This window comes from Nocardia nova NBRC 15556 (assembly GCF_001613005.1).
Classification (GTDB): Bacteria; Actinomycetota; Actinomycetes; order Mycobacteriales; family Mycobacteriaceae; genus Nocardia; species Nocardia nova.
On record NZ_BDBN01000100.1, the window covers coordinates 1 to 24,965 of the forward strand.

The window sequence follows — 24,965 nt, forward strand, 5'->3', positions numbered from 1 at the left end:
GCCGCGCCCGCACCGCACCGCCGCCGCGCCCGAATCGCGGGGGTAAGGCCGTGCGGGTCGGCGGTCGTGTGCTGGCCGCGGTCACGGCTGTGGTCGTGGTCAGCGGCACCGGCCTGGCCTACTACACCGAACGCAGCGTCGATCAGGGTTTCACCCGGTCCAATGCGATCAGCGAGGCCGATGCCGCCGCCCTCGACGGCGATCTGAACATCCTGTTGATCGGCCTGGACACCCGCAAGGACCAGAACGGCAACGACCTGCCCAAGAACATCCTCGACCAATTGCACGCCGGTGACGGCAGCGAAGGCGGCTACAACGCGAATTCGCTGATCCTGGTGCACATTCCGAAGGATCTGAAGAAGGTCACCGCCTTCTCCATCCCGCGCGACGACTACGTCGCGGTCTCGGGCATCCCCGGCTACGACCACGCCAAGATCAAGGAGGCCTACGGGCTGAAAAAGGCCTCGGTGGAACAGAAGCTGGAGAATCAGGGCGTCAAGGACAAGGTCGAACTCGAACGCCAGGGCCGCGAGGCCGGGCGCGAATCGATCGTGCAGACGGTCAAACAGCTCACCGGAGTGCCGATCAACCGGTTCGCCGAGATCTCGCTGGTCGGCTTCTACGATCTGGCCAATATCCTCGGCGGCGTCGACGTATGTCTCAACCACGCCGTCGACGACGAGTACTACTCCGGCGCGGTGTTTCCCGCAGGCCGCCAGCATCTCGACGCCGCCAACGCGCTGTCGTTCGTGCGTCAGCGGCACGGCCTCGACAACGGCGACCTCGACCGCACCCACCGCCAGCAGGCATTCCTGACCTCGGTCGCCAAACAGCTCAAGGATTCGGGCACGCTCACCAATATCGGCAAACTGCAGGACCTGATCAGCGCGGCGCAGAACGACATCGTGCTGTCGCAGGGCTGGAACCTGCTCGACTTCGCCCAGACCCTCGGCCGCGCCGGATCCATCCCGATCGAATTCCAGACCCTGCCGGTGAAGGCGTACGACACCGTCGACGGCCAGGACGTCAACATCGTCGACCCGGCCGCGATCAAGAAGACCGTGCGCACCGCCTTCGGCGTGGCCGAAACACAATCGAGCGCCCCGACCACCACCCCCACCAGCACCATCGACGTCGTCAACGCCGGCGGCGCGAGCGGCATGGCGGCCAAGGTGTCCACCGCGCTGGTGGACAAGGGCTTCCGCAAGGGCAATGTCGGGAACGCCACCTACAGCGACGGATCCAGTTCGGTCGTGTACTTCGGCTCCGGCGCCGACACCGACGCCACCCAGGCCGCCGACATGCTGGGCGGATTGCCCACGGCCGCATCGAAATCCCTCGATCCGGGGACGGTGAAGATCGTGATCGGCAGCGACTTCAGCATGCCCGACAGCCTCACCGCGTCCTCGGCGTCCTCAGTGACGACCACCGACCCCACCACCGGGCTCACCACGACCACCAGCGGCGGCAGTTCGGCGTCGACCACCGCCACCACCGACGATCGTCCCGACTCCGGTAAACCGGTCACCACCAGCATCGGATCCGACATACCCTGCGTGAACTGAGGCGCCGCGGCGGCGGCCGTCTACGATTCCCCGGTGACCGGATACGACGACGCATACGACCATCTCGACACCTCCCGGCTGCCCGAGCGGCAGCGCCGCATCCTCGGCGTGATCCGGGATGCGGTGCAGCGCAACGGGTATGCGCCGTCGTCTCGGGAGATCGCGGCCGCCGTCGGACTGAAATCGGGCTCGTCGGTGTCGAAACACCTGAAGGATCTCGAGGACAAGGGATTCCTGCGCCGCAGTGCCAGTGTCTCCCGGCCCATCGACGTGCGCCTGTTCCTCGCCCCCGCCGAAAGCCGTGGCGGCGAACAGGATTCGGTGATCGTGCCGGTGGTCGGCGATATCGCCGCCGGCGCCCCGATCCTCGCCGAGGAACACGCCGACGACCAGCTCACCCTGTCGCGGCACCTGGTCGGGCGCGGAACCGTATTCGGGCTGCGAGTGCGCGGTGATTCGATGATCGACGCCGCGATCTGCGACGGCGACATCGTGGTCGTGCGCCGCCAGCACGAAGCGCATTCCGGGGACATCGTGGCCGCGATGATCGACGACGAGGCCACCGTGAAGGTCTATCGCCGGCGCAACGGCCATGTCTACCTCGAACCCCGCAACCCCGCCTACGACGTCATCGACGGCGACCGTGCGGTCGTGCTCGGCAAAGTCGTGTCCGTGATGCGACGAATGTGACGACCTGCTCGACGCGCCCGCCGAACCGATCGCCAAACGGTTGCCGCTGAATTAGTCTGCCCAAGCAGGGGAACGCGCAAGACCGAACGGGATTCGGAGGTGCACGTGGCGAGCAGTACTCGGGCAGGCAGATCGGCGGTGCGAGAGCGGGTACGCGGGGGCACCCGGATCGCGACGGTCGCGGCCGCGGCGGTGCTGGCCGCGGTATCGGCGACCATGGCGGCGGGACCTGCCGCCGCCGCGGGCGATCGGGTCGTCGATTCCGGTGCCCCGCTGGCACATCCGGTATCCGCCGACGGATCCAAGATCGTCGACTTCTCGGTGGTCGACGGCCGCAACGTCACCTTCAAGGTGTACTCCGCGGCCATGGACAAACCGATCACGATCAACGTGCAGCGGCCCGCCGACGCCTCCACACCGCGCCCGGTGCTGTATCTGCTCAATGGCGCCGGCGGTGGTGAGGACAGCGCCACCTGGGACAACAAGGCCCCCGACGCGCTGAAGTTCCTCGCCGACAAGGACGTCAACGTCGTCCAGCCCGTCGGCGGCGCCTGGAGCTACTACACCGATTGGCGCGCACCGGATCCGAAGCTGGGCGTCAACAAGTGGCGGACGTTCTTCACCGAGGAACTGCCGCCCATCATCGACGGCGCCCTGGGCACCAACGGCCTCAACGCCATCGCCGGGCTGTCCACCTCCGGCACCTCGGTGCTGCAGTTGCCGATCGCCAAACCCGGCCTGTACAAATCCGTTGCCGCCTACAGCGGTTGCGCCCAGATCAGCGACCCCGTGGGCTACACCGCGGTCAATCTCGCGGTCAACGTGTGGGGCGGCGGCAACACCGTGAACATGTACGGGCCGCAGAACGATCCGATGTGGGCCGCCAACGATCCCTACGTGCACGCCGACCAGCTGCGCGGGCTCAACCTGTTCATCTCCAGTGGATCCGGACTGCCCGGGCAGTGGGACACGCTCAACGGGCCCTACACGCTGCCCGGACCGGGCGGCCTGGCCAATCAAGTGATCATCGGCGGCGTGATCGAGGCCGCGGTCAACTACTGCAGCCACAACCTGCAGGCCAAGCTCAACAGTCTCGGCATTCCGGCGACCTACGACTTCACTCCGACCGGAACCCATTCCTGGGGTTACTGGCACGACGCGCTGATCCAGTCGTGGCCGGTCCTCGCGGCCGGGCTGCAACTTCCCGCCTGAGCGGCGAACGCCTGGTTCGGGGCTGCCCGACAGCTCATCGATCCACTGCCGCGAGAAGTTCGGCGGTCGCGTTCCACAGCCGTGCGGCCAGCTCCTCGTCGAGACCGGCCTTGCCTTGCCGGCCGACCGCCGGATAGCCACGCAGGCCTCCCGGCCCGTCCGGCCCGACGTACGCATTGCCGGGAACGTCCTGAGTCGCGGCGTACAGCACCGAGAGCGCACCACGCTCAGGCGAATTGGTCAGGAATGTGAACCGGTTGACGAGGTTCGCCCGGGAGTGCGCGGCCAGACCGGTACGAGCGATACCCGGACTGGCGAGCACCGAGCGGACCCGGCTGCGGTCAGCGGTCAGCCGGCGTTGCAGTTCCAGCGAGAACAACACGACACCGAGCTTCGATGCCCGGTAGGCCGCCATCGCGTCGTATTTGCGCGTGCGCCAGTCCACATCGGCCAGGTCGATCTTGCCCTGCCGGTGCAGCTGACTGGTCACATGCACCACACGATCGGTGATGTGGTCGAGCAACATGGTGGTCAGCAGGAAGGGACCGATGTAGTTGGTGGCGGTCTGCTGGTCGAGGCCGTCCCGGGTACGTGCGGCGGGGATGTCCATCACACCCGCATTGTTGATCAGGATGTCGAGGTCGCCGGACCACGCCTCGGCGAAGGCGCGCACCGAGCCGAGTTCCGCGACATCGAGCGGTCGGACGTCGAAGATGCCGGGGAGGTCCGCGACGGCGCGGCGGGCCCGCTGCGGGTCACGCACACCCAGCACGACGTGTGCTCCGGCACCGGCGAGTTCCCGCGCGGTGATCAGGCCCAGCCCGCGGCCGGCGCCGGTGATCACCACCGTCCGTCCTGTCATGTCGGGAAGTTCGTTTCTGCTCCATGTGGCCATACGTCCGCACTCCGTTGTTCGCTGTTCGAATGCCGTGCTCGTCGGAAGCGACCGGTGATCGCTGTGACCAGTGAATGCGCCGCCGTCCGGCCGCGGAAGGACACACACAACCACTGAACGAGAGGTCGCGGCTGAGCGGCGCCGGACGGATCAGAATGCACATCATGGATCGTGGGTTCGACCGTTCATCGCTGGGCGCGTTCTTGCGGGCTCGGCGAGCGTCTCTGCAACCGGAAGACGTCGGGCTGCGCCGGGGGCCGCGGCGGCGCGCACCCGGGCTGCGACGCGAAGAGGTGGCCGAGCTGTGCGCCATGTCCGCGGACTACTTCGCACGGCTGGAACGCGGCGACGGGCCGCAACCATCACAGAGCATGCTCGCGGCCATCGCGCGCGGTCTGCGGCTCACCCCGGACGAACGCGATCACCTGTTCCTGCTCACGGGGTACCGCACAGTTCGCCGCGACCTGCAGGTTCAGCATGTGAGTCCCGGATTGATGCGCGTGATGGACGGCCTCCGCGACATGCCGGCGCAGGTGATGGGCCCGTTGGGGGAAACGTTGCTGCAGACCCCGTCCGCGGTGGCCCTGCTGGGCACACAGACGGGGTACACCGGCCGCGCGCGTAGCGCGGCGTTCCGCTGGTTCACCGATCCGGCCGCGCGTGCGCGCTACCACCCCGACGATCACGACATGACCAGCCGGGCCAATGTGGCGCAGCTCCGCGCGGCGCTCACCCGGGACGGGCCCGGCTCGCCGGCGGCAGATCTCGTCGAATTTCTGCGTGAGACCAACAACGAGTTCGCCCGATTGTGGGACCGTCACGAGGTGGGCCTGCGTTCCAGCGACACCAAGCGATTCGTCCACCCCGAGATCGGGCGGCTGGACCTTTACTGCCAGCTTCTGCTCGAGCCGGATCAGGGACAGGCGCTTCTCATTTTCACCGCTACCCCAGGTACCGAGGACCAGCAGAAGCTCGCCTTGCTGAAGGTGCTGGGCGTCGAAAAATTCACGGTCTCCCTCGAGTGAGAGGGCAGGGTCCCGCAGACCGGTAAGCCGCCCGCCCTGGCCGCGGTATCTCCGTATGCGGAATCGATCGTGTGGTGCATCCCCGAGGCGGGTGGTTACGGGCTCGCTGTGGCGGCCGGATCCGCGCCCGGCAACATCACCGGCTCGTCGCAACTGGCCGGCGGATCGACCTGGGAACAGGCGACGGGGGCGCGGGTGGGCCGGTAATCGGCGGGCACCCCGCCCGCGCGCACGAGCGAGGCGAACACCTCCACCGCGTCGGTGGGCCGGCGCACCAGATCCGGATCGGAGATGACATCGACGGTGAAGAGGCCGAAACGGGGTGTGTAGCTGCCCCATTCGTAGTTGTCGGTGAGGCTCCAATAGTTGTAGCCGCGCACATCGATACCGTCGGCCTTGGCGCGCTGGATCCAGTACACGGTGTCGCGCAACTGGTCGGCGCGAGTGTAGCCGTCCGGGCGGGGTTTACCGTTCTCGGTCGGCATCCCGTTCTCCACCACGTACAGCGGTTTGCCGGGGAACTGGCGGGCATAGCGGCGCAGCGCGTAGTAGACGCCCTCGGTCTGCAGCGGCAACTCCCACATCGCGGGCGCACCGGCCGAGGTCGCCGACGAGCCGTCCGCTGCCGAGGTGGGGCCGAAGTAGTAGTCGACGCCGACGAAGTCGAGTTTGTCGCGCACCTTGTCGATATACGGCTGATTCACCTCGGTGTCGGCGCCGGGCACATAGCCGATGTTGCTGGTGACCATCGCCTTCGGATAGGCGGCGTGAATGTCGTCGTAGATTTGATTGTGGGCCTGCGCCAGCCGGTCCATCGCCGCCGGCCACTCCTCGTGCGAGAGGGCGCCGATGCGGATCTCGGTGCCGAGATAGGCGGCCGGTTCGTTGATCGTGACCCAGATCGGATCGCGAGAACCGTAGCGCTGCACCACTTTCCGCGCATTGGCCAGCCAGTCGTCGACCATGCCCTGGTTGCGCCAGCCGCCGCGGTCGGCGGCCCAGCCCGGATACACCCAGTGGTCCAGAGTCAGCATCGGGGTCATACCCGCGGTGTAGACGGCGTCGACGATCCGGTCGTAGCGGGCGAATGCCTGCTCGTCCCATTCGTCGGGATGGGGCTGCACCCGGGCCCATTCGATACTCATGCGGAAGCTCTTGGCGCCCAGCTGCGCGGCGCGCTCGATATCGTCGGCGTAGGTGTCGAGGAAGCGCACCGAATCCCGATACGGTTCGGCCGCCCCGGTCGCGATGTAGCGGGTCCAGTTGCTGTCGGGGGCGTGGCCTTCGGTCTGGAACCCGGATGTGGCCACCCCCCACACGAATTCGGGGCCCAGGGGAGCGAGAGCCGACGCCGCCCGGCGGACGGGGTCGGCGCCCGCGCGGACCGGCAGCAGCAGCGCGGCGGCTGCGGCCAGTCCGGTGGCCAGCACTTGGCGGCGGTTCGGCTCTCGCATCCAGCAATCGTAGCTGTGAGATTGCTGAATTCCGGTGTGCGCAAGGGCGTGTCGAGCGGGCGATCGGCCGCTCGACGCCGGGGTCAGTGCGGCGGTGCGGTGAGGTCGAAGACCTCGAGACCGCCGAGGTGTTGCGGCGTGTAGTGCGCCGACACCCAGGCGTAGATGTCGGTGTTGCCGACCGGATGCCACATCTCCGGCTCCGCGTCGGTGGCCGGCGGGTTCGGTGCGGTCGCCGGAGTGTGCGCGCCGCCGGGGGATCGGTGCTGGTCATGCGTTCGCCACGAGTCCGGCAGCTTCATCTCGGGCGCCAGATAGTAGGTGATCCGGTGGTCGCGGACCAGGTCCTGCAATCCCGCCACGGTGGGGACCGGATCTTCGGAAGTGAATCCGCCGATGGCGATCACCGGTGTCCGGCTGGCCAGTTCGAGTCCGGCCGCCGGTCCCGAGCGGTCGATGGCCGCCGACCACGTCGTCTGCGTTGCCCGCAACATCTCCACCAGCTTCGGATCGGTGTCGGTGCCGCCCATCAGCATGCCGATCTGGCGGCGGAACGGATTCAGCGCCTGCGGCAGGTCCGGATGCGCCGGCCCGACGACCGGGCTGCCGCCGGTATGCGACTGCGGCAGCGTCGCCACCGCGTACGCGCTCGACCCGGCCGTCGCGGCCAGCACACCGGCGCCCACGGCGACCGCGACCGCGCGGGCGGGCACACGTCGCGACAGCACCGGCAGCGCCGTCAGCACGAGAGCGGCGGCGGACACGACGGTCACCGCGAGAATCGTCCACCGCAGCCACGGCTGCCAGTCCGCATTGCGATCGAGCAGGATGAAGCCCCACACGCCGCCGGCCACAACGAGTCCCGCCGCCCCGGCCCGGCCCCACATCCGATCCCGGCAACGCCACACCTCGGCCAGGCCGAGGACGAAACTGCCGACCACCGCGGGCGCGATGGCCAGGGTGTAGTAGGCGTGCATGCCGCCCTTCATCGCCGAGAACGCCACCCCGTCGATCAGCAGCCACAGCCCGAAAACCAATGCCGCCCCGCGCACGAGGTCGGTGCGCGGATACTTCCGGCGCGTGATCAGCACGACGACGAACCCCAGCACGGCCGCCGGCAGCAGCCACGAGATCTCGAATCCGATCTCGCCGGTGAACAACCGCTGCGGGCCGGACCCGAAACCGTTGAAGCCGCCGCCGCCACCCATATGCGGCAACTCGTATCCCGGCGGCAGTTCGAAGGGTTTGCGCCCGGCGTGGTTGTGTCCGAGGTAGCGGGCGAAACCGTTGTAACCCAGCACCAGATCCATGAACGTGTTGTCCTTGGAACCGGCCAGATAGGGGCGTGAATCGGCGGGCCACAGAATCGTCAGCAGCACATACCACCCCGACGAGACCACCAGCGCCACCGCCGCGGCCAGCAGATGCGCGATCCGTTTACCGAAACCCGCCGGCGCCGCCACCAGGTACGCCACACCGAGTGCGGGCAGCACCATCAGGCCCTCGAGCATTTTCGCCAGGAACGCGAAACCCAATGCGACACCGGCCGATACGAGCCAGCGCGGGCTCGCGTGGCGCAACGCGCGCACGGTGCAGTAGGCGGCGGCTGTCATCAGCAGCACCATCACCGCATCCGGATTGTTGAACCGGAACATCAACGCCACCACCGGTGTCAGCGCCAGCAGCAGACCGGCCAGCAGACCCGCGCCGCGGCTGCCGGTGGCGCGGGTGATCGCGCCGTACATCAGCGCGACCGCCGCCACCGCCATCAACGCCTGCGGAACCAGCATGGAGGCACTGGAGAAACCGAACAACTGCCCGGACAACCCCATCACCCACTGCGAGACCGGCGGCTTGTCGACGGTGATGAAGTTGGCCGGATCCAGCGACCCGAACAGCAGCGCCTTCCAGTCCCGCGACCCCGACCACGCCGCCGCCGCGTAGAACCCGTTACCCATCCCGTTGACGGTGATGTTCCACAGATACGCGGCCGCGGTGGCGGCCAGCAGTGCTACCAGCGCGAGCCGGTCCCGGCGCCGCGGCGGTGGCAGATCCGGATCCGGCGGACGCGCCGATTCGGGCGATACGGGCACGGCGGTGTCGGCAGTCGTCACTGTCACCGCGGGAGCGTCTCAGCCCATCCGGTGACCACCCTGTCCGAACCCTTGGAGATTGCTGTGAGTTAGGCGCGATCGGGCGAATCGGGCGCCGAATCCGTGGTTGCCCGAAGGCGATTCTCAGTCCGGGAGCATGACGTCGTTCGGACGCTCGATATCGGGCATCTCGGACTTGACGAACTGGTCGGTGGTCACCCATTGGGTGAAGCCCCACGGGTTGTAGATCTGCAGTTCGCCCGGCCGGGTGGCGACCACGACCACCTGGTGATAGTCACCGTCGCCCTTCGGAGCGAGCCCGATCGGGACGGGTTTGCCCGCAGTCACCGCGGCCTCGATCCGCGGCAGGGCAGCTTGTCGCGCCTCCTCGGTGGACAACGCGGCCATGTGATAGGTGCTGCCGGTGACGGGATTGAGCAGATTGTTCACCATCTTCTGGTCGCCTCGTGGATAGGGAGTGAGGTCGGAATCGAAGTTGTCGTCGAAAACTCGAACGAGCCGGTCCCGGAAGGCCTTCGGGCTGTCGTTGCCTGCGGTCGGGCCGCTGACCGCCGCGGGGCCGGTGCCTGTGGTGACACCCAGCATCAGCACCGGATCGGCATCCAGCCGGGCGATCACCGTGGACGCCGAGGTGCAGTTTCCCCTGTCCTGGGCGTAGGTGGCGGCCTTGGCCACGTCGTCGGGGGCGTAACTGAGCTCCTGCCGTCCGTCGCGTACGGTTCGGCTGTTCGCGACGTCGTTGACGTGCAGATGTTTCCAGAGCCAATAGCGGTCGTTCCCGTGCTCGTGGATCTGTTCATCGAACGCGGTGATATCGGGCAGCGAGTATCCCGCCGACAGTGCCTCCCACAGGTAAGCCGCCTCCTGCGGAGACTTGGCGTTGCTCACCAGCTTCTCGAACGAGGACCGATCATCGGATGACATCGCCGAGAGCCGCTGCGAGGCACGTGCCAATGCCGTCGGAGTGAGGATGTCGTCGGCGGTGCCGGGCGCTCCGCCGGCTTGACCGGTGTAGGCGAGGGTTTCGGCATCGACCGGGTCCATACCGGGCGCTTCGACGGTCCTGGCCCGTGCCGTCCGGGCTGCTGCGCCGACCGACGACGCACACGTTGTTGCCGCGGTTTCGTATGCCTTCGTCGCGGTGATCCGGACTCGGCAGCTGTCGATGGCGTGCCTGCGGACCTCTTCGTCAGGTTTGTTGTTCAGCTGGGTGTGTGCCTTCGTGAGTCCGTCGACTCCCGTGGTGTCTTGCCGTTGTGTCTCGACGAGTGCGTCCGACCAGATGCGAAGCGCGTCGTTGGCCCAGGTGAACGCCTCGTGTGCATGCCACGCGGCACCGGCGAAGGTCGACACTGCGTCCGCGGCCGTCTCGCCGGCATGACCACGCCACGAGTCCGGCAGCTTGTCTTTTGCGACGCTCTCGAGATCGCTGTGCATGAGCTTGTACGCCGAAGCGGCGTCGGCGAAAGCACGGGCCTGGGCATCGACGGCTGTCGTGGTTCCGGGCAACGCCGGCACCTTGAGCGCGATGTCGATCGCGGCCCGCAGATGACTTCTGTTGAGGCCCAGCTGCATCGACTCCAACGCCAACTCCAGCGCCTTCAGCCGTTCACTTTTCGCGGGCAGCGTGAGGTCCGATGGGATCTCCGAGAATTTGTCATATGAATAGGCATATGCCGTACTGAGCCCACCGACCGCCCCGACCTGGGCCAGCGTGCTCGCCACCGAGCCGATCCTCCCGGGCAGTCGGGCAGCGAGTGGCGAAACAAGTTTGCCGACGCCGGGCAATTTGCCCAGCACACCGGGTAGCGCCCGGCCGCCCACCTTGCCGACTTGCCCCACCAGAGCACCCACGCCGGCATCGACCAAGAGGTCGGTACCGGACTGGCCGTCGATCATCCCGGTGAGAACGCCGCCGACCGCTCCGCCGATGAGTGCTGCGCCCGGAATGGGGGCCAGCGAGATAGCGCCGCCGAGCAACCCGGCGCCGACGCGTTGCCAGGTCTTGCTGATCACAAGGGGCTCCACGGCGTGGAGGCGCCGCGGCCGAGGGTGCGCCGCGATCGCAGCACGGCGGCCACCATCTCCAACCACCGTGCGAACGCCTCGTCGCGAGCGACATCGGGTTCGGCGTCGGGGCATGCCGCCGCCATCCAGGAACGAACCATCGCCGTCGGTTCGGTGCCGACCAGTGGTTCGGGCAGCCGCCGGGCATCGGACAGCCCCATGGCACGCACGCAGCCGGCGAGGAAGGCCACCGGATTAGGCCCCACCCCGACATCCCCCAGTTGCACCGCGGCGGCCACCGCCGCGTCGGCGAGCGCGATGCCTCGATCGTCACTGGTGTTCGACATCGCTCCGGCCACCGCCGACGCGACATCCAGGGTGCGCAGTTCGGTATCGAAGCGCCGGTCGCCGGTCATCCGCTCGGTGGACGGCCCGAAGGTTGGGTGACCGAAGGTACCAGCGACGGCGTCGGATCGGTGCCGCCGATGCCCATGCCGGCATCCTGGTCGGTGTCCTGGTACTTGCGCTTGACCCGAGGTAGCAAGTCCACGATGATGCCGACGGCTTTGGCGGTAATTTCGGTTTCGGTCTCCCATGCACTTCGGAAGTCCGCGCACGCCGCCGCCACCGCGCTGTCACCCAGACCGGAGCCGTCGATGACGGTGTTCTCCAAGTTGTTCAGCAGTCTCGTCAGGCTGTCGTAGGTCAAGACCACCCCGAGGACAGCCGAATCGAAAGAGTCGGGGGCGAGATAGAGCGGCAGGCTTCTGCCATTCCCCAAATCCAAGTCGCCCACGGGCCGATAGTAGGTGTTTCGGCGCATCTTCCCTGCTGTGGGAATTTCTCCGGGAGAGCATCTCAGCCGATCCGGTGACCTCCTGTCCGAACCTCGGGCGTTGCCGTGAATCCCGGTGCGATCGGGCGAACCGGGCAGACGCACCCGGATCTGCGCGGTCAGTAGCGGCCGAACAGTACCGCCGCGTTGTGGCCGCCGAATCCGAAGGAGTTGTTCATCGCGAACTCGACGTCGGTGTGCCGCGGTTTGTCGTGCACGATGTCGAGCTCGATCTCCGGGTCCTGATTGTCGAGGTTGAGCGTCGGCGGGATGACCTGATCACGCAGTGTCAGCACCGAGATCGCGGCCTCGAGCGCGCCGACCGCGCCCACCGAATGCCCGAGTGCCGACTTCGGCGCGTAGACCGCCGGATGGGTGCCGATGGCGGCGGCGATGCCCTTGGCCTCGGCCAGATCGCCGATCGAGGTGCCGGTGGCGTGGGCGTTGACGTGATCGACATCGGCGGCGCTCACCCCCGCGGTCTCGATGGCCCGGCGCATCGCCCGGGCACAGCCGAGGCCCTCCGGATCGGGGGCGACCATGTGGTACCCGTCCGCGGTCAATCCGGCGCCGAGCAGCCGGGCCAGCGGTGTCGCCCCGCGCGCCAGCGCATGCTCCTCCGATTCGAGCAGCAGCAGCGCGGCGGCCTCACCGAAGACGAAACCGTCCCGGTCGCGATCGAAGGGCCGCGACGCTCGTTCGGGTTCGTCGACGCGGGAGCTGAGCGCGCGGGCCATGGTGAATCCGGCGATCGCCATCGGGTTGATGTAGCCCTCCACGCCGCCCGCGACGACCATGTCGGCATCGCCCAGCACGATCGAGCGCCACGCGTGCACCAGCGCCTCGTTGCCCGAGGCGCACGCCGACACCGGCGTCACGAGGCTCGCGCGCGCCCCGATGTCCAGGCCGACCACGCCCGAGACGCCGTTGGGCATGCTCATCGGCACCGCGAACGGGGACACCTTGCGGTAGCCGTGTTCGCGCATGGTGTCGTGGGCTTCGACGATGACGTCGGCGCCGCCCAGGCCGGTGCCGATGCAGACGCCGAGGCGGTCCTTGTCGACCTCGGGTGTCCCCGCGGACTCCCACAGCCGCTGACCCATCGCGTACGACATCTGCTGGACGTAGCACATGCGGCGCTTGCGCACCCGGTCCAGGTCGGTGGTGGGGTCGTGGATCAGTTTGCCGCCGATCGCATTGGGCAGATCCTGGCGGATGATGTCCTCGTCGGTGAGGACCTTGATCCCGCTGGCGCCGGAAAGTAGCGCCTGCCAAGTACTTTCGGTATCTGCGCCGATGGAGGTGGTGATCTCCATCGCGGTGACGACTACCTCGCGGAAGCCGCCGTTGCGGGTGCTGAAATTGGTATCGAGCGTACGCACGGTCGTCGATTCCTCACTGTCGGTCCCTCATTTCCCCGGACACGAAACTCGGCGGCACCGGCGACCGCCGACGACCTCGCCGTCATCGGCCGGCCGACCCCGCCGCGGGGGCGGTGGTGCGCCTCGGTCAGCGTAGCCTCCGACCGCTCACGAAGGACCCGAAATGGGGATGCCGGAAATTTGCCGCGCGGGGGTACCGTTGAGGGTCACGGATGGGTGCGTCCGCAGCGGTGCGCCCGACCGGACGGGCGAGGGGAAGGGCGTGCCCGCGATGACTGTCAACGCTGTTCAAGACATTTTTACGGCTCAGTTGGACAACGTGGGGCCGCAGGCGCCACCGGGCGCGGGGGTGACGACGGTACTGCTTCGAAATCTCATCTGGCTGCATTTGCTGGCAACGGCGATCGCGGTCGGTTGCTGGGTCCATCTGGCGAGTCGGCGCGGGGTCGCGCGGGCCACGGTGTCGCGGGTGGCCGTCGGCGTCGTCGCGATCGGGCTGACCACCGCGGGAGCGGGGGAGATCCTCGGCGCGGCCATGCACTGATCGCCCGTCCGCCGCTGCCGCGACTAGACGTAACCAGAAATAACACGTAACCTTCGGGTATCCGGACGGCGAGGTCCGGGCTGACATTCGGACGAAACGGATACCTCAATGACGCGGCATGTCGACGTGTTGATCATCGGTGCGGGCCTGTCCGGCATCGGGATGGCCTGCCATCTCAGCCGGGAGAACACCGGACGCAGCTACGCGATCCTCGAACGGCGCAGCGCGATCGGGGGCACCTGGGACCTGTTCCGCTACCCGGGCATCCGCTCGGACTCCGACATGCTCACCTTCGGCTACGGCTTCCGCCCCTGGATCGGCACCAAGGTGCTCGCCGACGGACCGCACATCCGCCAGTACATCGCCGACACCGCCGAGGAATACGGCGTCACCCGCCACATCCGCTTCGGCCGCAAGGTCGTGAAGTCGAGCTGGTCCAGCACCGAACAGCTGTGGACCACCGAGGCGCTCGACGAACAGACCGGCGACACCGAGACCTACACCAGCAACTTCCTGGTCGGCTGCACCGGCTACTACGACTACGACCAGGGCTTTCGCCCGCAGTTCCCCGGTGAGGAGAACTTCGGCGGGCAGATCGTGCACCCCCAGCACTGGCCCGAGGACCTGGACTACCGCGGCAAGCGGGTCGTCGTCATCGGCTCCGGCGCCACTGCGATCACGCTGGTCCCGGCCATGAGCGAGGACGCCGCGCACGTGACCATGCTGCAGCGTTCGCCCACCTACATCGCGCCGCTGCCGGCCGAGGACCCCGTCGCGGTCGGCATGAAGAAGGCCAAACTGCCCGCCGCGCTGGCCTACAAGACCGGCCGCGCCCGCAATATCGCCCTGCAGCGCGCCAGTTTCGCCCTCTCCCGCAGCAACCCCGCCCTGTCGCGGAAACTGCTCCTGCAGGCCGTGCGGGTCGCCGTCGGGCCGAACGTGGACATGCGCCACTTCAGCCCCAGCTACAACCCGTGGGATCAGCGGCTGTGCATCGTTCCCAACGGGGATCTGTTCAAGGTGCTGCGCAACGGACGCGCCTCCATCGTCACCGACCGGATCGCGACCTTCACCGAAACCGGCATCCGCCTGGAATCCGGCGAGGAACTGCCGGCCGACATCGTGATCAGCGCGACCGGCCTCAACATCCAGATGCTCGGCGGCGCGGCGATCGATGTGGACGGCACCCCGATCGCCACCCGCGATCTGGTCGCCTACAAGGGTGCGCTGATGAGCGGGCTGCCCAACGCCATGATGATCATCGGCTACACCAACGCCTCCTGGACGCTGAAGGCCGATCTCGCCGCCGAATACTTCTGCCGCCTGCTCAATCACATGAAGGCCGAGGGGTATTCGACGTTCGTCGCCGAAGCCGAGGAAGCCGACCGGGCGCCGGAATCGATGATGGGCGGCGCGCTGACCTCCGGCTACATCGCCCGCGGCGACGCGGTCATGCCGCGCCAGGGCCGCCGCGGCCCGTGGAAGGTGATCAACAACTACTACCGCGACCGCGCGCTGCTGCGCAAAGCCGACCTCGAAGACGGCATCCTGCGCTTCGGCACCCGTTCGGCGGCCGCTCGCCCGGTCGTCGAATCCCGTTCCGCCTGAACATCTTCGCGCGGAACACCGTCCGGTCGCGGCAGCGCACGGCCACGACCGGACGGCCCGGGACCTCAGCCCAGCAGATGCGCGGGCGTCGCCAGCGGTTTGGTGTTGGCGACGAATTCACGCCGCAACCGGTGATAGGACTCGCCGTCGCCGAAGAAGTTGCGATGCATATGCGCCAGCTCCTCGGCCCGATACCGCGCCAACGGCCGCACCGCCTCGTCGGCCGCGCGGCGCTGCTTCTTCGCCAGCAGTAGATTCTGCAGTTCCGGTGCGGCCGCGAGGTTTTCGGCCTCGCGCCGAACCTGTGCCCGAAACTGCTCGGTGGAGCCTTCGAATACCTTGTCCACCAAACCCACTCGCGCCGCGGCCCGCGCGCCGACCGGCAGGGTCCGGCTGGTCAGCTGCTCCGCCATCTCCGTGCCCACCCGTTGCGGCAAGGTGTAGGTCCAATACTCCGAACCGTGCAGGCCCATCAGCCGGTAGTGCGGATTGAGCACCACCGATTCCCGGCACCACACGTGGTCGGCGGCCAGGGCCAGCATCACCCCACCGGCGGCGGCATTGCCCGACAGCGCCGCGATCACCAGTTTGTCGGTGGTGGTGAGAATCGCCTCCACCACATCGTCGATCGCGTTGATGTTGCGCCACGACTCCTCGGCCGGATCGGCGGCCGCCTCGATCACGTTGAGATGGATGCCGTTGGAGAAGAAGTCGCGCCGCGGCCCCAGCACCAGCACATCCACCGGTCGATCGCAGGCCTCGCGATACGCGGTCAGCAGCCGCCGGCACTGCCGGGTGTCCATCGCCCCACCGGGATAGGCGAATTCGAGATATCCCACGCCGGCGTCCTCGTGGTAGCGCAGCTCCGACCAGGTGTCGCGCACCGCCGCCTCGGCGGGGGAGACCGGCACCTCGGGGACTCCGGCGGGCAGATCGGCGCCCAGCGCGTCGGTGGCCGGCATCTTGAACGTCACCGGTCCGCCCGGCACGCGGCGCGGGCGCAGCTGCGGCAACCACACCGCACCGTCGACGGTGGCCCGGCAGATCGCACCGTCGCGGGTGGCGATCACCGCGCCCGGTTCGCCACGCAGCCGGTCCTCGTAGTGGCCACCGTGGACGAAGTATTCGCGGCCGAACAGTTCGTCCAGCACACCCGGCTGGGAATCGGCCGCGCGCAGGGTGCGGATCACCGTGGCGGTATCGGCGCTGGCCCAATCGATGCGGCGTACCTGCTGGGTGAGGAACGGCCGCAGCCGGCCGGTGACGTCGGGGCGGTCGTAATCCAGTGGTTCGGGCACGTAGTCGCCGGATGCGAAGCGGCGCACCGCCGTCAGCACCGCCTCGACCGCCGCGTCGGACACCTCGTTGCGATACAGCTCGCTCTTACCGCACGGCGCCACATCGAAACCCACCGACGCCCAGATCGGACCGGCGTCCATCTCCGCCACCGCCTGCAGCACCGTCACACCCCAGCGGGCCGCACCCTCGGTGATGGCCCAGTCCAGCGACGACGGCCCCCGATCGCCCATCGGTCCCGGATGCACGATGAACACCGGATGTTCGGTCCACACATCCTCGGGAATCGCCGTGGTGAGCATCGGCGCCAGAATCAGATCCGGCCGGAAGCGGGCGACCCGGGCACGGAGTAGATCGTCGCCGAGAGCCAACTCGACGCCGACCTCGTGATCGCGTTCCCGCAATTCGGCATGCACTCGCTGGGTGAGACTGTTGAATGCGCTGGCGACCAACAGGATGCGCACGAGCTGTCCTCCATCAGGGTGTTTCGTCGGTCCGTGACCGGACCGCAACATTTGCCCCTCTGAAACTAGCCCCAGTGCCGCGCGCCCGCATACCGGGTGGGTGCGATCAGTGCGGCACGGTCACCGGATCGGCACAGCTGCCCGGAATGTCGACCAGCGAACAGGCCACCGGTCCGCGCGTGGGACGGTAGTCCCCGGGAACACCCCCGGCCCGAGTGATCGCGCGGTAGGCGTCCACGGCGTCGGTGGGGCGGCGGGTCAGAGCGGGGTCGGTCAGCACGTCGACGGTGTACAAGCCGAAGCGTGGTGTGTAGCTGCCCCACTCGTAGTTGTCGGTGATCGACCAGTAGTTGTAGCCCATCACGTCGATGCCGTCGGCTTTGGCGCGCTGGAGCCAGTACACGGTGTCGCGCAGATCGTCGCCGCGGGTGTAACCGTCGGGGCGGGGCGCGCCGTTCTCGGTCGGCATGCCGTTCTCCACCACGTACAGCGGCTTACCGGGGAATCGACGCGAATAGTATTCCAGCGCATAGTAGATTCCCTCGGGTTGCAGTGGCATCTTCCACAGCTGCTCGAGGTCGCCCGGCGACAGCCGGGCCAGGTCCTGCGGGGTGTGCCCGTAGTAGTAATCGATACCGACATAGTCGAGTTTCGCGGCGATGGCATCGATCATCGGACCGTTGACCACCGGTTCCGCGGTGCCGACGATGTAGGCGAGGTTGCTGGTCACCATGGCGTCCGGCTGCATCCGGTGGATGTCGTCGTAGATGGTGTTGTGCGCCTGGATCAGTCGCTGCTGCATCGCCGGGACGTCCGCCGGCGACAATCCGCCGTTGCGGGTTTCATTGACGATGTACATTGCCGGCTCGTTGAACGTGACCCACAGCGGATTGCGAGAGGCATAGCGCTGCACCACCGTTCGCGCGTTGGCCAGCCAGTCGTCGAGCATCGCCGGATGCGCCCAGCCGCCGCGGTCGGCGGCCCAGCCGGGATACACCCAGTGGTCCAGGGTCAGCATCGGGCGGATGCCGTGTGCGGCCATCGTGTCGAGAACGCTGTCGTAGAAGGCGAATCCGGCCGCGTCCCATTCGCCGGGCCGCGGCTGCACCCGTGCCCATTCGACGCTGATGCGGTAGACGCCGACGCCGAGGCCGGCGGCCAGTCCGATATCGGAGCGATAGCCGGTGAAGAAATCGACCGCATCGTGGTAACGGTCGAACTCGGGATGCGAGGCCACGTACCGGAGCCAGTTGCTGTCGGGCGCATGGCCTTCGCACTGGAATCCGGCGCTGGCCACACCCCACAGGAAGTCACCGCCCAGATTCGGCACGGTGGCCGGCGCGGCGGGACGGGCCCGGGCGAAGGCGGCGGGACCGGCCACGGCGGCGGCGGTCCCGGCGGCGAGCAGACCGAAAGCCTGGCGGCGACTGACGTTGCGCATCGAACTCCTCGGTATCCGGTGGGGCACGCTCCGGCAACGGTAACCCGGTCACCACTCGCGTACGGCCGGTTGCGGCGCAGTCATTCTCACCCGCAATTGGGCAAGTGTCCAGATGTTGCGTAATTCGGTCGAACACTGTCGGTGCGCGCGGCTAGGGTGGCGGCCATGGCCACGCACATGACGCATTGGGGAGCGTTCGACGCCGTCAGCGACGGCGAACGGCTGACCGACGTACGGCCCTGGCCCGGCGATCCCGAGCCCACCCCGCTGATCGGCAATGTGGCTTCGGCGCAGCATCACCCAACCCGCATAGACCGGCCCTACGTCCGGAAATCATGGCTCGAACACGGACCGGGAGCCTCCGGCCGCGGCAGCGATTCCTATGTCCCGGTGAGCTGGGACCGCGCGCTGGATCTGCTCAGCGGCGAATTGCGCCGGGTCTACAGCGAATTCGGCCCCGAAGCCGTCTACGGCGGTTCCTACGGCTGGGCCAGCGCGGGACGATTCCATCACGCCCAGAGCCAGTTGCACCGGTTCCTGAACTGCCTGGGTGGCTACGTCCGTCACGTCAACAGTTACAGCCTGGGCACCTCCACGGTATTGCTGCCCTATGTGCTGGGTCCGCTGTTCGCGCTGCTGGGACGCTTCACCGCCAAATCGGTGATCGCCGAGAACACCGAACTGGTGGTCGCGTTCGGAGGTATCTCGCCGAAGAACGCCGCGGTCAATCCGGGCGGTGTCTCGCGCCACCACACCCGCGACTGGATCGAGCGAGCCCGGCGGCGTGGCTGCCGGTTCGTCACCGTCGCCCCGCTGCGCGACGACACCGCCGAGGTCGCGGAGGCGGAGTGGATCGCCCCGCGCCCGGGCACCGACGCCGCGCTGATGCTCGCGCTGGCTCAGGTTCTCGACGCCGACGGCCTGGCCGACACCGCATTCCTGAACTCCCACACCGTCGGCTACGAACAGTTCGCGCACTATCTACGCGGCACGGCCGACGGGGTGGTGAAGGATCCCGTCTGGGCGGCCGCGATCACCGGGGTGCCGGCCGAACGCATCCGGGCGCTGGCACACGAGATGGCCGCGGCGCGCACGCTCGTCACGGTGAGCTGGTCGCTGCAGCGGGCGCAGTACGGGGAGCAACCGACGTGGCTGGGCGTGGTGCTGGCCGCCATGCTGGGCCAGATCGGATTGCCCGGCGGCGGTTTCGGACACGGCTACGGATCCTCGGCGAGCGTCGGCGAACCCACCCGCACTCTGCCGCTGCCGCGACTTCCCCAGGGCGCCAACCCGATCGACCGATTCATCCCCGTCGCGCGCATCGCCGATATGCTGCTCGCACCCGGCACCCCGTTCCGATACGACGGACGTGAGCTGCGCTATCCCGATATCCGCCTGGTCTATTGGGCCGGTGGCAACCCCTTCCATCACCATCAGGACCTGGCGCGCCTGCGCCGCGCGTTCGATCGGCCCGACACCATCGTCGTCCACGACTCGTTCTGGACCGCCACCGCCCGCCACGCCGATATCGTGCTGCCGGCCACCATGACCATCGAACGCGACGACTACGGCACGGGCGACAACGACGGCGTCCTGTTCCCGATGCCGGCCCTCACCCGCCCATACGGACAGGCCCGCGACGACTACGACATCCTCGCCGAATTGTCCGAAAGACTCGGCACCGGCAAGGAATTCACCGAGGGACGCACAACAGGCGAATGGCTGCGGCACCTGTACGAGCAATGGTTGTCCGACCTCGGCGAACGCGGACGCGGCTTCCCGGACTTCGACCGATTCTGGGCCGGTTCCGGTCTCGACCTGCCCCTCGCCGACCCAGCGCAGGTGGTGTTCGCGGATTTCCGCGCCGACCCCGGCACGCATCCGCTACCGACCCCCTCCGGTCGCATCGAGATCTTCTCCGAAACCATCGCCGGGTACGGCTACTCCGACTGCCCCGGCCACCCGATATGGCTCGAACCGGATGAATGGCTGGGCAGCGCTGCGGCACAACGCTTTCCGCTTCAACTGGTCGCCAACCAGCCGCGCACCAAACTGCACAGCCAGCTCGACGTCGGCGCCCACAGCCGATCGGTGAAGATCCGCGACCGCGAACCGGTGCGCCTACATCCATCGGAGGCCCACTCCCGCGGACTGGCCGACGGCGATATCGTGCGCCTGTACAACGACCGCGGCTCCTGCCTGGCTGGACTCGTCGTCGACGACGCGGTCGCGCCGGGTATCGCGCAACTGTCCACCGGCGCCTGGTACGACCCGGATCCCGCCGATCCGTCGTTCTGCCGGCACGGCAACCCGAACGTGCTCACCGCGGACCGCCCCTCCTCCACGCTGAGCCAGGGCAGTACGGGACAACTGGCGCTCGTGCAGATCGAGGCCTATCACGGCGCGGTCCCGAACCTGACGGTACTCACCCCACCGCGGATCGTTTCGGCCTCATCGGACGTTCGCTCGTAAATCGCCTGCCGGACAACGACATCCGGCCGGTGCGGTGCACGCCCATGTGCCGGGCTCCGGCCTCAGTCTTTTCGGCCGGTCAACGCCAAGCTGGTACCGAGTCCGATCATCATGAGCCCACCGGCACCTCCGACGGCGGCCAGTCGTCGGGGCGAGCGCGCGAACCAGGCGCGCGCTGTCCCGGCAGTCAGTGCCCACGCGGAGTCGAAGATCAACCCGAACATCGGGATACACATGCCGAGTATCAGCATCTGCACCGGAACCCAGCCGTTTTCCGGGGTGACGAATTGCGGCAGCAGCGCGGCGAGGAAGACCAGGGACTTCGGGTTGGCGAATCCGACGATCAGCCCGTCGCGCAGCATGGTGAGCGGACCACGCCGGAGTGCGGTCACCTCAGCGGTGAAGGTGTCGGCCAGCCGAGCTCGATGGCGAATCGCCTGGAGCCCCAGATAGATCAGGTAGGTCGCGCCCAGGACTTCGACGGCGGTGAACACGGTGGCCGACGCCGCGACCACCGTCCCGAGCCCGAACGCGACCGCGGCGACCTGCAGGTACACACCGACCGCGTTGCCGGCCACGGTGAACAGTGCTTCCCGCCGCCCGACCGTGATCGCACGGGTGATCGCGAACAGGACGCTCGGCCCGGGAATGACGACGAGCAGTGCGGCCAATCCGGCGAATTCGAGCAGATGATCACGCGCCACCACAGGACGACCCTAACGATCGGCGAACCGGCCCGGCCACCGGATTTCCGACTCCTTCTCCGTACCCGCGATGACTCGGCGCACCCACTCCAACGGCACCGGCGCCAGCTCATGGGCGTCGAGACCGACGTGAATCATCCGGCCGCGGATCCGCACCGAACTGTGCGTGTGGCCGTGCAGCAGCCAACGCCCGGCATTGTCACCGGTCGCGGGCAGCCGCCACTCCTCGAACCGGTTCTCGGCGGTATGGTCCCCGTCCGCGGCGCCGTGAAAGGGAAAGTGCGACAACAGCACCCGGTGACCGTCGATCTTGCGCACCGCGGACTGCTGCACCGAGGCGAACACCTCCAGATAGATCCGCTGCCAGTGATGCGCCCGGCTGCGCATCGGATGGCAGCCGTCGTGGTTGCCGGCCACCAGATGCTTCACCCCCGGCCGCCGCGACATCCACTCGAGTGCGGTCATCTGGGCCTTCGTGCCACCGACCGAGATGTCGCCGAGCACCCAGACCTGATCCTCGACGCCGACCCTGCCGTCCCACCGCTCGGCGAGCTCGGCGTCGTGCGCCTCGGGTGTGTCGAACCCGCGCAGGCCCGACACCAGCCGATGCCCCACGTGCGGATCGGCGAGGAACCACACCTCGCTCATGATGTCTCCTCGTTCAGATAGGCACGCCGGATCCGTTGCAGCAGTGACTCGATCGGCGTTTCGTCGGGCTCCTTCCGCAGGGCCGAGGTCGCCTCGGCGAATGCCGCCTCGTACTCGGCGAACACCGCCCGCACCGGAGTCGCCCCCTCGGCCGCGGCCCGCTGCCCGAACTCGAGGTAGCGCTCCGGATCCGGCACTCGGATCGGCAGGAAGCCGGTGGTGTAGAGCTGATGTCCCTGCCACAGCAGCCGCAACGTGTGGCGGGCTTGTTTGGCGCGCCGGTCCGGCGACGGATGCGGGCGCTGTTCCAGATCACGCAGCTGCGCGGCGGCATACCCGACATACGCCCGCCGGACCCGCCTCGCCGACGCGAAACACCCGCGCAGCGAGACGAGTTCCCGCCCGAAAGCCGTTGTGACCGTGTAGGTGTCGAGCCACAGCAATTCGTAGGCCGTCGGATTGCACGACAGCATCAGGGCCATCGCCTTACCGATTTCGTGGTAGACGGCGTCGTCGCCACCGCGGCCGGTGCGGCTGGCTCGCGCCGGCGGATGCAAACCCAGCAACGCGCTCGTCGGTTCCGCGTAGACCCCGGCATAGTCGGTATCGCTCATCGCCGTTGCCAAGCCGTACGCCTGCGACCCGACGACGCCCTCCAACAGCAGATTCTCCACCTGCCCACCCCCGTCCGTACGCCCTGTCGCCCGCTGCGACCAAGCCACGCCCCGAAGCGCACCGGCACCATCACCGGAGAGGCAACGATAGTGCGGGCGAACGGCCACGCGCACATCAATTTCCGGCCGCGCAGCCACTCAGACCCGCGCACCGCACAAACGCGACCGGTGGCGCAGCGGTATCGACATCGTGCGGATTCCGGCCCCACTCGATGGGAGAGTCTCGAGTGCGCAGCGCCGGCCGGGGCATCGGCGCCGACGCACTGGTCCGACTCAGCGCCCGCACTACGGTGCCCGGAAGCCGCCGATCTTCTGCTCGAGCAGTTCGGCCAGCCGCAGCGGGGTGCGGTCCTCGAACATCGGGCCGATGAGCTGCACTCCCACCGGCAGGCCCTCGGGTGAGCGGCCCGCCGGTATGGCGGTGGCGGGCAGGCCGGGCATGGTGGCCATGCCGGCCCACACGAGCTGGTCGAAGTACGGGTACTCGACGCCGTCGATGTCGATGTGCCGGTCCTCCAGATCTCCGTTGTGGTCGTGCGGATAGGCGGGAGTGGGTGTGATGGGGCACACCACCGCATCGAATTCGGAGAACAGTCGCCGCCAACCGTGGCGGTGGAGTTCGCGACCGTTGTTCGCCGCTACCCAGTCGCGGTGACTGAGCACCATGCCGCGCAATCGCGCCGCGTCGAGACCCCGATCGTCCTCGCTGAGGGCGGCGGCTCGGGTCTGCAGCTGCCGGTACACGTCGAGGGGAAGACCTGCGGCGGCGTTCGACAGCATCAGCTGCATATACAGTGTCGCCGCTTCGGTCGGGTCGGGCAGCAGCGGGCTGTGCCGTTCCACGCGGGCACCCTCGTCCACGAGCGCCTCGGCGACCCGGTTCACGCCCGCCCGCACCGCCGCCCCGGTCGGAATGAGCGGATGTTCCTCGAGGACCAGCACACGGAAGTCGGCCAGCCGTTCGTGGCGCGCGGGCGGCAATACGACGTCGTAGGCGACGCCGTGGGTCAGCGGGTCCGGTCCGGCCATCACGTCGAGCAGGAGTGTGAGGTCGCGGGCGGTGCGCGCCATCGGACCGACAACGGCGAGGTCGAGGTCCACCGGCAGTGCCGGCGCGGGCGGCGCGACCATCCCGCGGGTCGGCGCCAGACCGAGTGTCGGCTTGTGCGCGTAGATGCCGCAGAAATGCGCAGGGGTGCGCAACGAACCGGCAAGGTCGGAGCCGATGGACAGCGCACCGAATCCGCACGCCAGGGCCGCCGCCGAACCGCCGGACGACCCACCCGACGTGCGGCCGTGATCCCACGGATTGTTGGTGGTGCCGTAGATCTCGTTGAAGCTCTGGATATCGCGCAGCATCAGCGGCACATTGGTTTTGCCGAGGATCACCGCACCGGCGGCCTTCAGCCGCGATACCTGTACCGCGTCCTCGGTCGGTACATAGTCGGCGTGCTGCGGTATGCCCCAGGTCGTGGGCAGCCCGGCCATATCGTAGGACTCCTTGACCGTCACCGGAATACCGAGCAGCGGGCGGTCCTCGCCGCGGGCGCGCGCCCGGTCGGCAGCGCGCGCGGCGGCCCGCGCATTGTCGAAGTCCGGCACACAGATCGCGTTGATCGCCTTGTCGTCGCGCTCGATACGGGTGATCGCCGCGTCGGTCAGCTCGACCGAGGTCACCACACCGGCACGCAAGGCAGCCGCAATTTCTTCGGCCGACTGAAAGTTCCACTCCATGAATCGGAAGGTATTGGTCCGCGGCAGGGGGCATAAAATACCTCTTCGCGCAAAGAGGAAATTCGAACGAGGCCACTTGCAGGGCAAATCAACGCATTCGTTCTGTCATATTCCCAGGTCATGACGCAGACAGCGCCCCGGCTTTGCCGGCGCAAGCCATGAAATGCCGTTTCAGACAACGGGATAGATGTCACAATGGCT

General features: G+C 67.9%; 20 protein-coding genes. 7 read left to right on the top strand and 13 right to left on the bottom strand.

The genetic code is table 11. The annotated features are described in order from the left end of the window. The 3 genes from NN2_RS30415 to NN2_RS30425 form a co-directional block, all read left to right on the top strand. A partial coding sequence (locus NN2_RS30415; RefSeq protein WP_063018109.1) for an LCP family protein occupies positions 1 to 1,565 on the top strand: 1,565 nt, incomplete at its 5' end. 33 nt (positions 1,566 to 1,598) lie between these two features. Beyond that, positions 1,599 to 2,255 (top strand): transcriptional repressor LexA, encoded by a 657-nt coding sequence (gene lexA / locus NN2_RS30420; protein ID WP_063018111.1) that lies wholly within the window; start codon positions 1,599 to 1,601, stop codon positions 2,253 to 2,255. A 216-nt stretch (positions 2,256 to 2,471) separates the two neighbouring features. Continuing rightward, on the top strand, positions 2,472 to 3,467 hold the full coding sequence (locus NN2_RS30425) for an alpha/beta hydrolase (protein ID WP_063018156.1): 996 nt from the start codon (positions 2,472 to 2,474) through the stop codon (positions 3,465 to 3,467). Between the two features lie 34 nt (positions 3,468 to 3,501). On the opposite strand, the gene NN2_RS30430 is transcribed toward NN2_RS30425, so the two are convergent. Next, the gene (locus NN2_RS30430; protein ID WP_245007378.1) at positions 3,502 to 4,329 is read right to left on the bottom strand and encodes an SDR family NAD(P)-dependent oxidoreductase; all 828 of its coding nucleotides are present in this window, start codon (positions 4,327 to 4,329) and stop codon (positions 3,502 to 3,504) included. A 197-nt stretch (positions 4,330 to 4,526) separates the two neighbouring features. Here NN2_RS30430 and NN2_RS30435 point away from each other — a divergent pair, with 197 nt between their 5' ends. Further along, complete coding sequence (locus NN2_RS30435) at positions 4,527 to 5,387, top strand: helix-turn-helix transcriptional regulator (protein ID WP_063018158.1); 861 nt, start codon at positions 4,527 to 4,529, stop codon at positions 5,385 to 5,387. A 95-nt stretch (positions 5,388 to 5,482) separates the two neighbouring features. Here NN2_RS30435 and NN2_RS30440 read toward each other — a convergent pair whose 3' ends face one another. From NN2_RS30440 to NN2_RS30465, 6 genes are all read right to left on the bottom strand, one after another. Further along, entirely contained in the window at positions 5,483 to 6,841 is a 1,359-nt protein-coding gene (locus tag NN2_RS30440) for a family 1 glycosylhydrolase (protein ID WP_063018115.1), read from the bottom strand. Positions 6,842 to 6,924: 83 nt separating this feature from the next. After that, positions 6,925 to 8,961 (bottom strand): glycosyltransferase family 39 protein, encoded by a 2,037-nt coding sequence (locus NN2_RS30445; protein ID WP_063018117.1) that lies wholly within the window; start codon positions 8,959 to 8,961, stop codon positions 6,925 to 6,927. Positions 8,962 to 9,078: 117 nt separating this feature from the next. Next, positions 9,079 to 10,971: a hypothetical protein gene (locus tag NN2_RS30450; RefSeq protein WP_063018119.1), complete on the bottom strand. Its 1,893-nt coding sequence runs from the start codon at positions 10,969 to 10,971 to the stop codon at positions 9,079 to 9,081. Then, positions 10,968 to 11,378, bottom strand: coding sequence for a hypothetical protein (locus NN2_RS30455; RefSeq protein ID WP_063018121.1), 411 nt, complete (start codon positions 11,376 to 11,378; stop codon positions 10,968 to 10,970). The genes NN2_RS30450 and NN2_RS30455 overlap by 4 nt, the downstream gene beginning before the upstream one ends. Beyond that, positions 11,375 to 11,758 (bottom strand): hypothetical protein, encoded by a 384-nt coding sequence (locus NN2_RS30460; RefSeq protein ID WP_156511514.1) that lies wholly within the window; start codon positions 11,756 to 11,758, stop codon positions 11,375 to 11,377. The genes NN2_RS30455 and NN2_RS30460 overlap by 4 nt, the downstream gene beginning before the upstream one ends. A gap of 158 nt (positions 11,759 to 11,916) precedes the next feature. Beyond that, positions 11,917 to 13,179, bottom strand: coding sequence for a KasA/KasB family beta-ketoacyl-ACP synthase (locus NN2_RS30465; protein WP_063018125.1), 1,263 nt, complete (start codon positions 13,177 to 13,179; stop codon positions 11,917 to 11,919). A gap of 271 nt (positions 13,180 to 13,450) precedes the next feature. Here NN2_RS30465 and NN2_RS30470 point away from each other — a divergent pair, with 271 nt between their 5' ends. Both NN2_RS30470 and NN2_RS30475 read left to right on the top strand, forming a co-directional pair. Beyond that, positions 13,451 to 13,723 carry a hypothetical protein gene (locus NN2_RS30470; RefSeq protein ID WP_146098556.1) on the top strand — a complete coding sequence of 91 codons (273 nt, stop codon included), beginning with the start codon at positions 13,451 to 13,453 and terminating at the stop codon, positions 13,721 to 13,723. Positions 13,724 to 13,831: 108 nt separating this feature from the next. After that, positions 13,832 to 15,331 carry a flavin-containing monooxygenase gene (locus NN2_RS30475; protein WP_063018129.1) on the top strand — a complete coding sequence of 500 codons (1,500 nt, stop codon included), beginning with the start codon at positions 13,832 to 13,834 and terminating at the stop codon, positions 15,329 to 15,331. Positions 15,332 to 15,396: 65 nt separating this feature from the next. Here the strand turns inward: NN2_RS30475 and NN2_RS30480 are convergent, their stop codons facing one another. Both NN2_RS30480 and NN2_RS30485 read right to left on the bottom strand, forming a co-directional pair. Continuing rightward, on the bottom strand, positions 15,397 to 17,091 hold the full coding sequence (locus tag NN2_RS30480) for a hydrogenase maturation protein (protein WP_063018131.1): 1,695 nt from the start codon (positions 17,089 to 17,091) through the stop codon (positions 15,397 to 15,399). Positions 17,092 to 17,197: 106 nt separating this feature from the next. Next, on the bottom strand, positions 17,198 to 18,532 hold the full coding sequence (locus NN2_RS30485) for a glycoside hydrolase family 1 protein (RefSeq protein ID WP_063018133.1): 1,335 nt from the start codon (positions 18,530 to 18,532) through the stop codon (positions 17,198 to 17,200). 165 nt (positions 18,533 to 18,697) lie between these two features. Here NN2_RS30485 and NN2_RS30490 point away from each other — a divergent pair, with 165 nt between their 5' ends. Beyond that, complete coding sequence (locus NN2_RS30490; RefSeq protein ID WP_063018135.1) at positions 18,698 to 21,004, top strand: molybdopterin-dependent oxidoreductase; 2,307 nt, start codon at positions 18,698 to 18,700, stop codon at positions 21,002 to 21,004. Between the two features lie 62 nt (positions 21,005 to 21,066). On the opposite strand, the gene NN2_RS30495 is transcribed toward NN2_RS30490, so the two are convergent. From NN2_RS30495 to NN2_RS30510, 4 genes are all read right to left on the bottom strand, one after another. Then, complete coding sequence (locus tag NN2_RS30495) at positions 21,067 to 21,711, bottom strand: LysE family translocator (protein WP_063018137.1); 645 nt, start codon at positions 21,709 to 21,711, stop codon at positions 21,067 to 21,069. Positions 21,712 to 21,720: 9 nt separating this feature from the next. Further along, entirely contained in the window at positions 21,721 to 22,356 is a 636-nt protein-coding gene (locus NN2_RS30500; RefSeq protein ID WP_063910917.1) for a metallophosphoesterase, read from the bottom strand. Beyond that, entirely contained in the window at positions 22,353 to 23,030 is a 678-nt protein-coding gene (locus NN2_RS30505) for a nucleotidyltransferase domain-containing protein (RefSeq protein WP_063018139.1), read from the bottom strand. The genes NN2_RS30500 and NN2_RS30505 overlap by 4 nt, the downstream gene beginning before the upstream one ends. Before the next feature lie 285 nt (positions 23,031 to 23,315). Beyond that, a complete protein-coding gene (locus NN2_RS30510) occupies positions 23,316 to 24,764 on the bottom strand; it encodes an amidase (RefSeq protein ID WP_063018142.1) in 1,449 nt (482 codons plus the stop codon). Positions 24,765 to 24,965: the final 201 nt, after the last annotated feature.

Bases quoted from the DNA above. Each gene is read 5' to 3' on its own strand.
- NN2_RS30425 (WP_063018156.1), top strand. From the start codon at position 2,472: ATGGCGGCGGGACCTGCCGCCGCCGCGGGCGATCGGGTCGTCGATTCC.
- NN2_RS30430 (WP_245007378.1), bottom strand. From the start codon at position 4,329: ATGACAGGACGGACGGTGGTGATCACCGGCGCCGGCCGCGGGCTGGGC.
- NN2_RS30435 (WP_063018158.1), top strand. From the start codon at position 4,527: ATGGATCGTGGGTTCGACCGTTCATCGCTGGGCGCGTTCTTGCGGGCT.
- NN2_RS30440 (WP_063018115.1), bottom strand. From the start codon at position 6,841: ATGCGAGAGCCGAACCGCCGCCAAGTGCTGGCCACCGGACTGGCCGCA.
- NN2_RS30455 (WP_063018121.1), bottom strand. From the start codon at position 11,378: ATGACCGGCGACCGGCGCTTCGATACCGAACTGCGCACCCTGGATGTC.
- NN2_RS30470 (WP_146098556.1), top strand. From the start codon at position 13,451: ATGACTGTCAACGCTGTTCAAGACATTTTTACGGCTCAGTTGGACAAC.
- NN2_RS30475 (WP_063018129.1), top strand. From the start codon at position 13,832: ATGACGCGGCATGTCGACGTGTTGATCATCGGTGCGGGCCTGTCCGGC.
- NN2_RS30485 (WP_063018133.1), bottom strand. From the start codon at position 18,532: ATGCGCAACGTCAGTCGCCGCCAGGCTTTCGGTCTGCTCGCCGCCGGG.
- NN2_RS30490 (WP_063018135.1), top strand. From the start codon at position 18,698: ATGGCCACGCACATGACGCATTGGGGAGCGTTCGACGCCGTCAGCGAC.
- NN2_RS30500 (WP_063910917.1), bottom strand. From the start codon at position 22,356: ATGAGCGAGGTGTGGTTCCTCGCCGATCCGCACGTGGGGCATCGGCTG.
- NN2_RS30510 (WP_063018142.1), bottom strand. From the start codon at position 24,764: ATGGAGTGGAACTTTCAGTCGGCCGAAGAAATTGCGGCTGCCTTGCGT.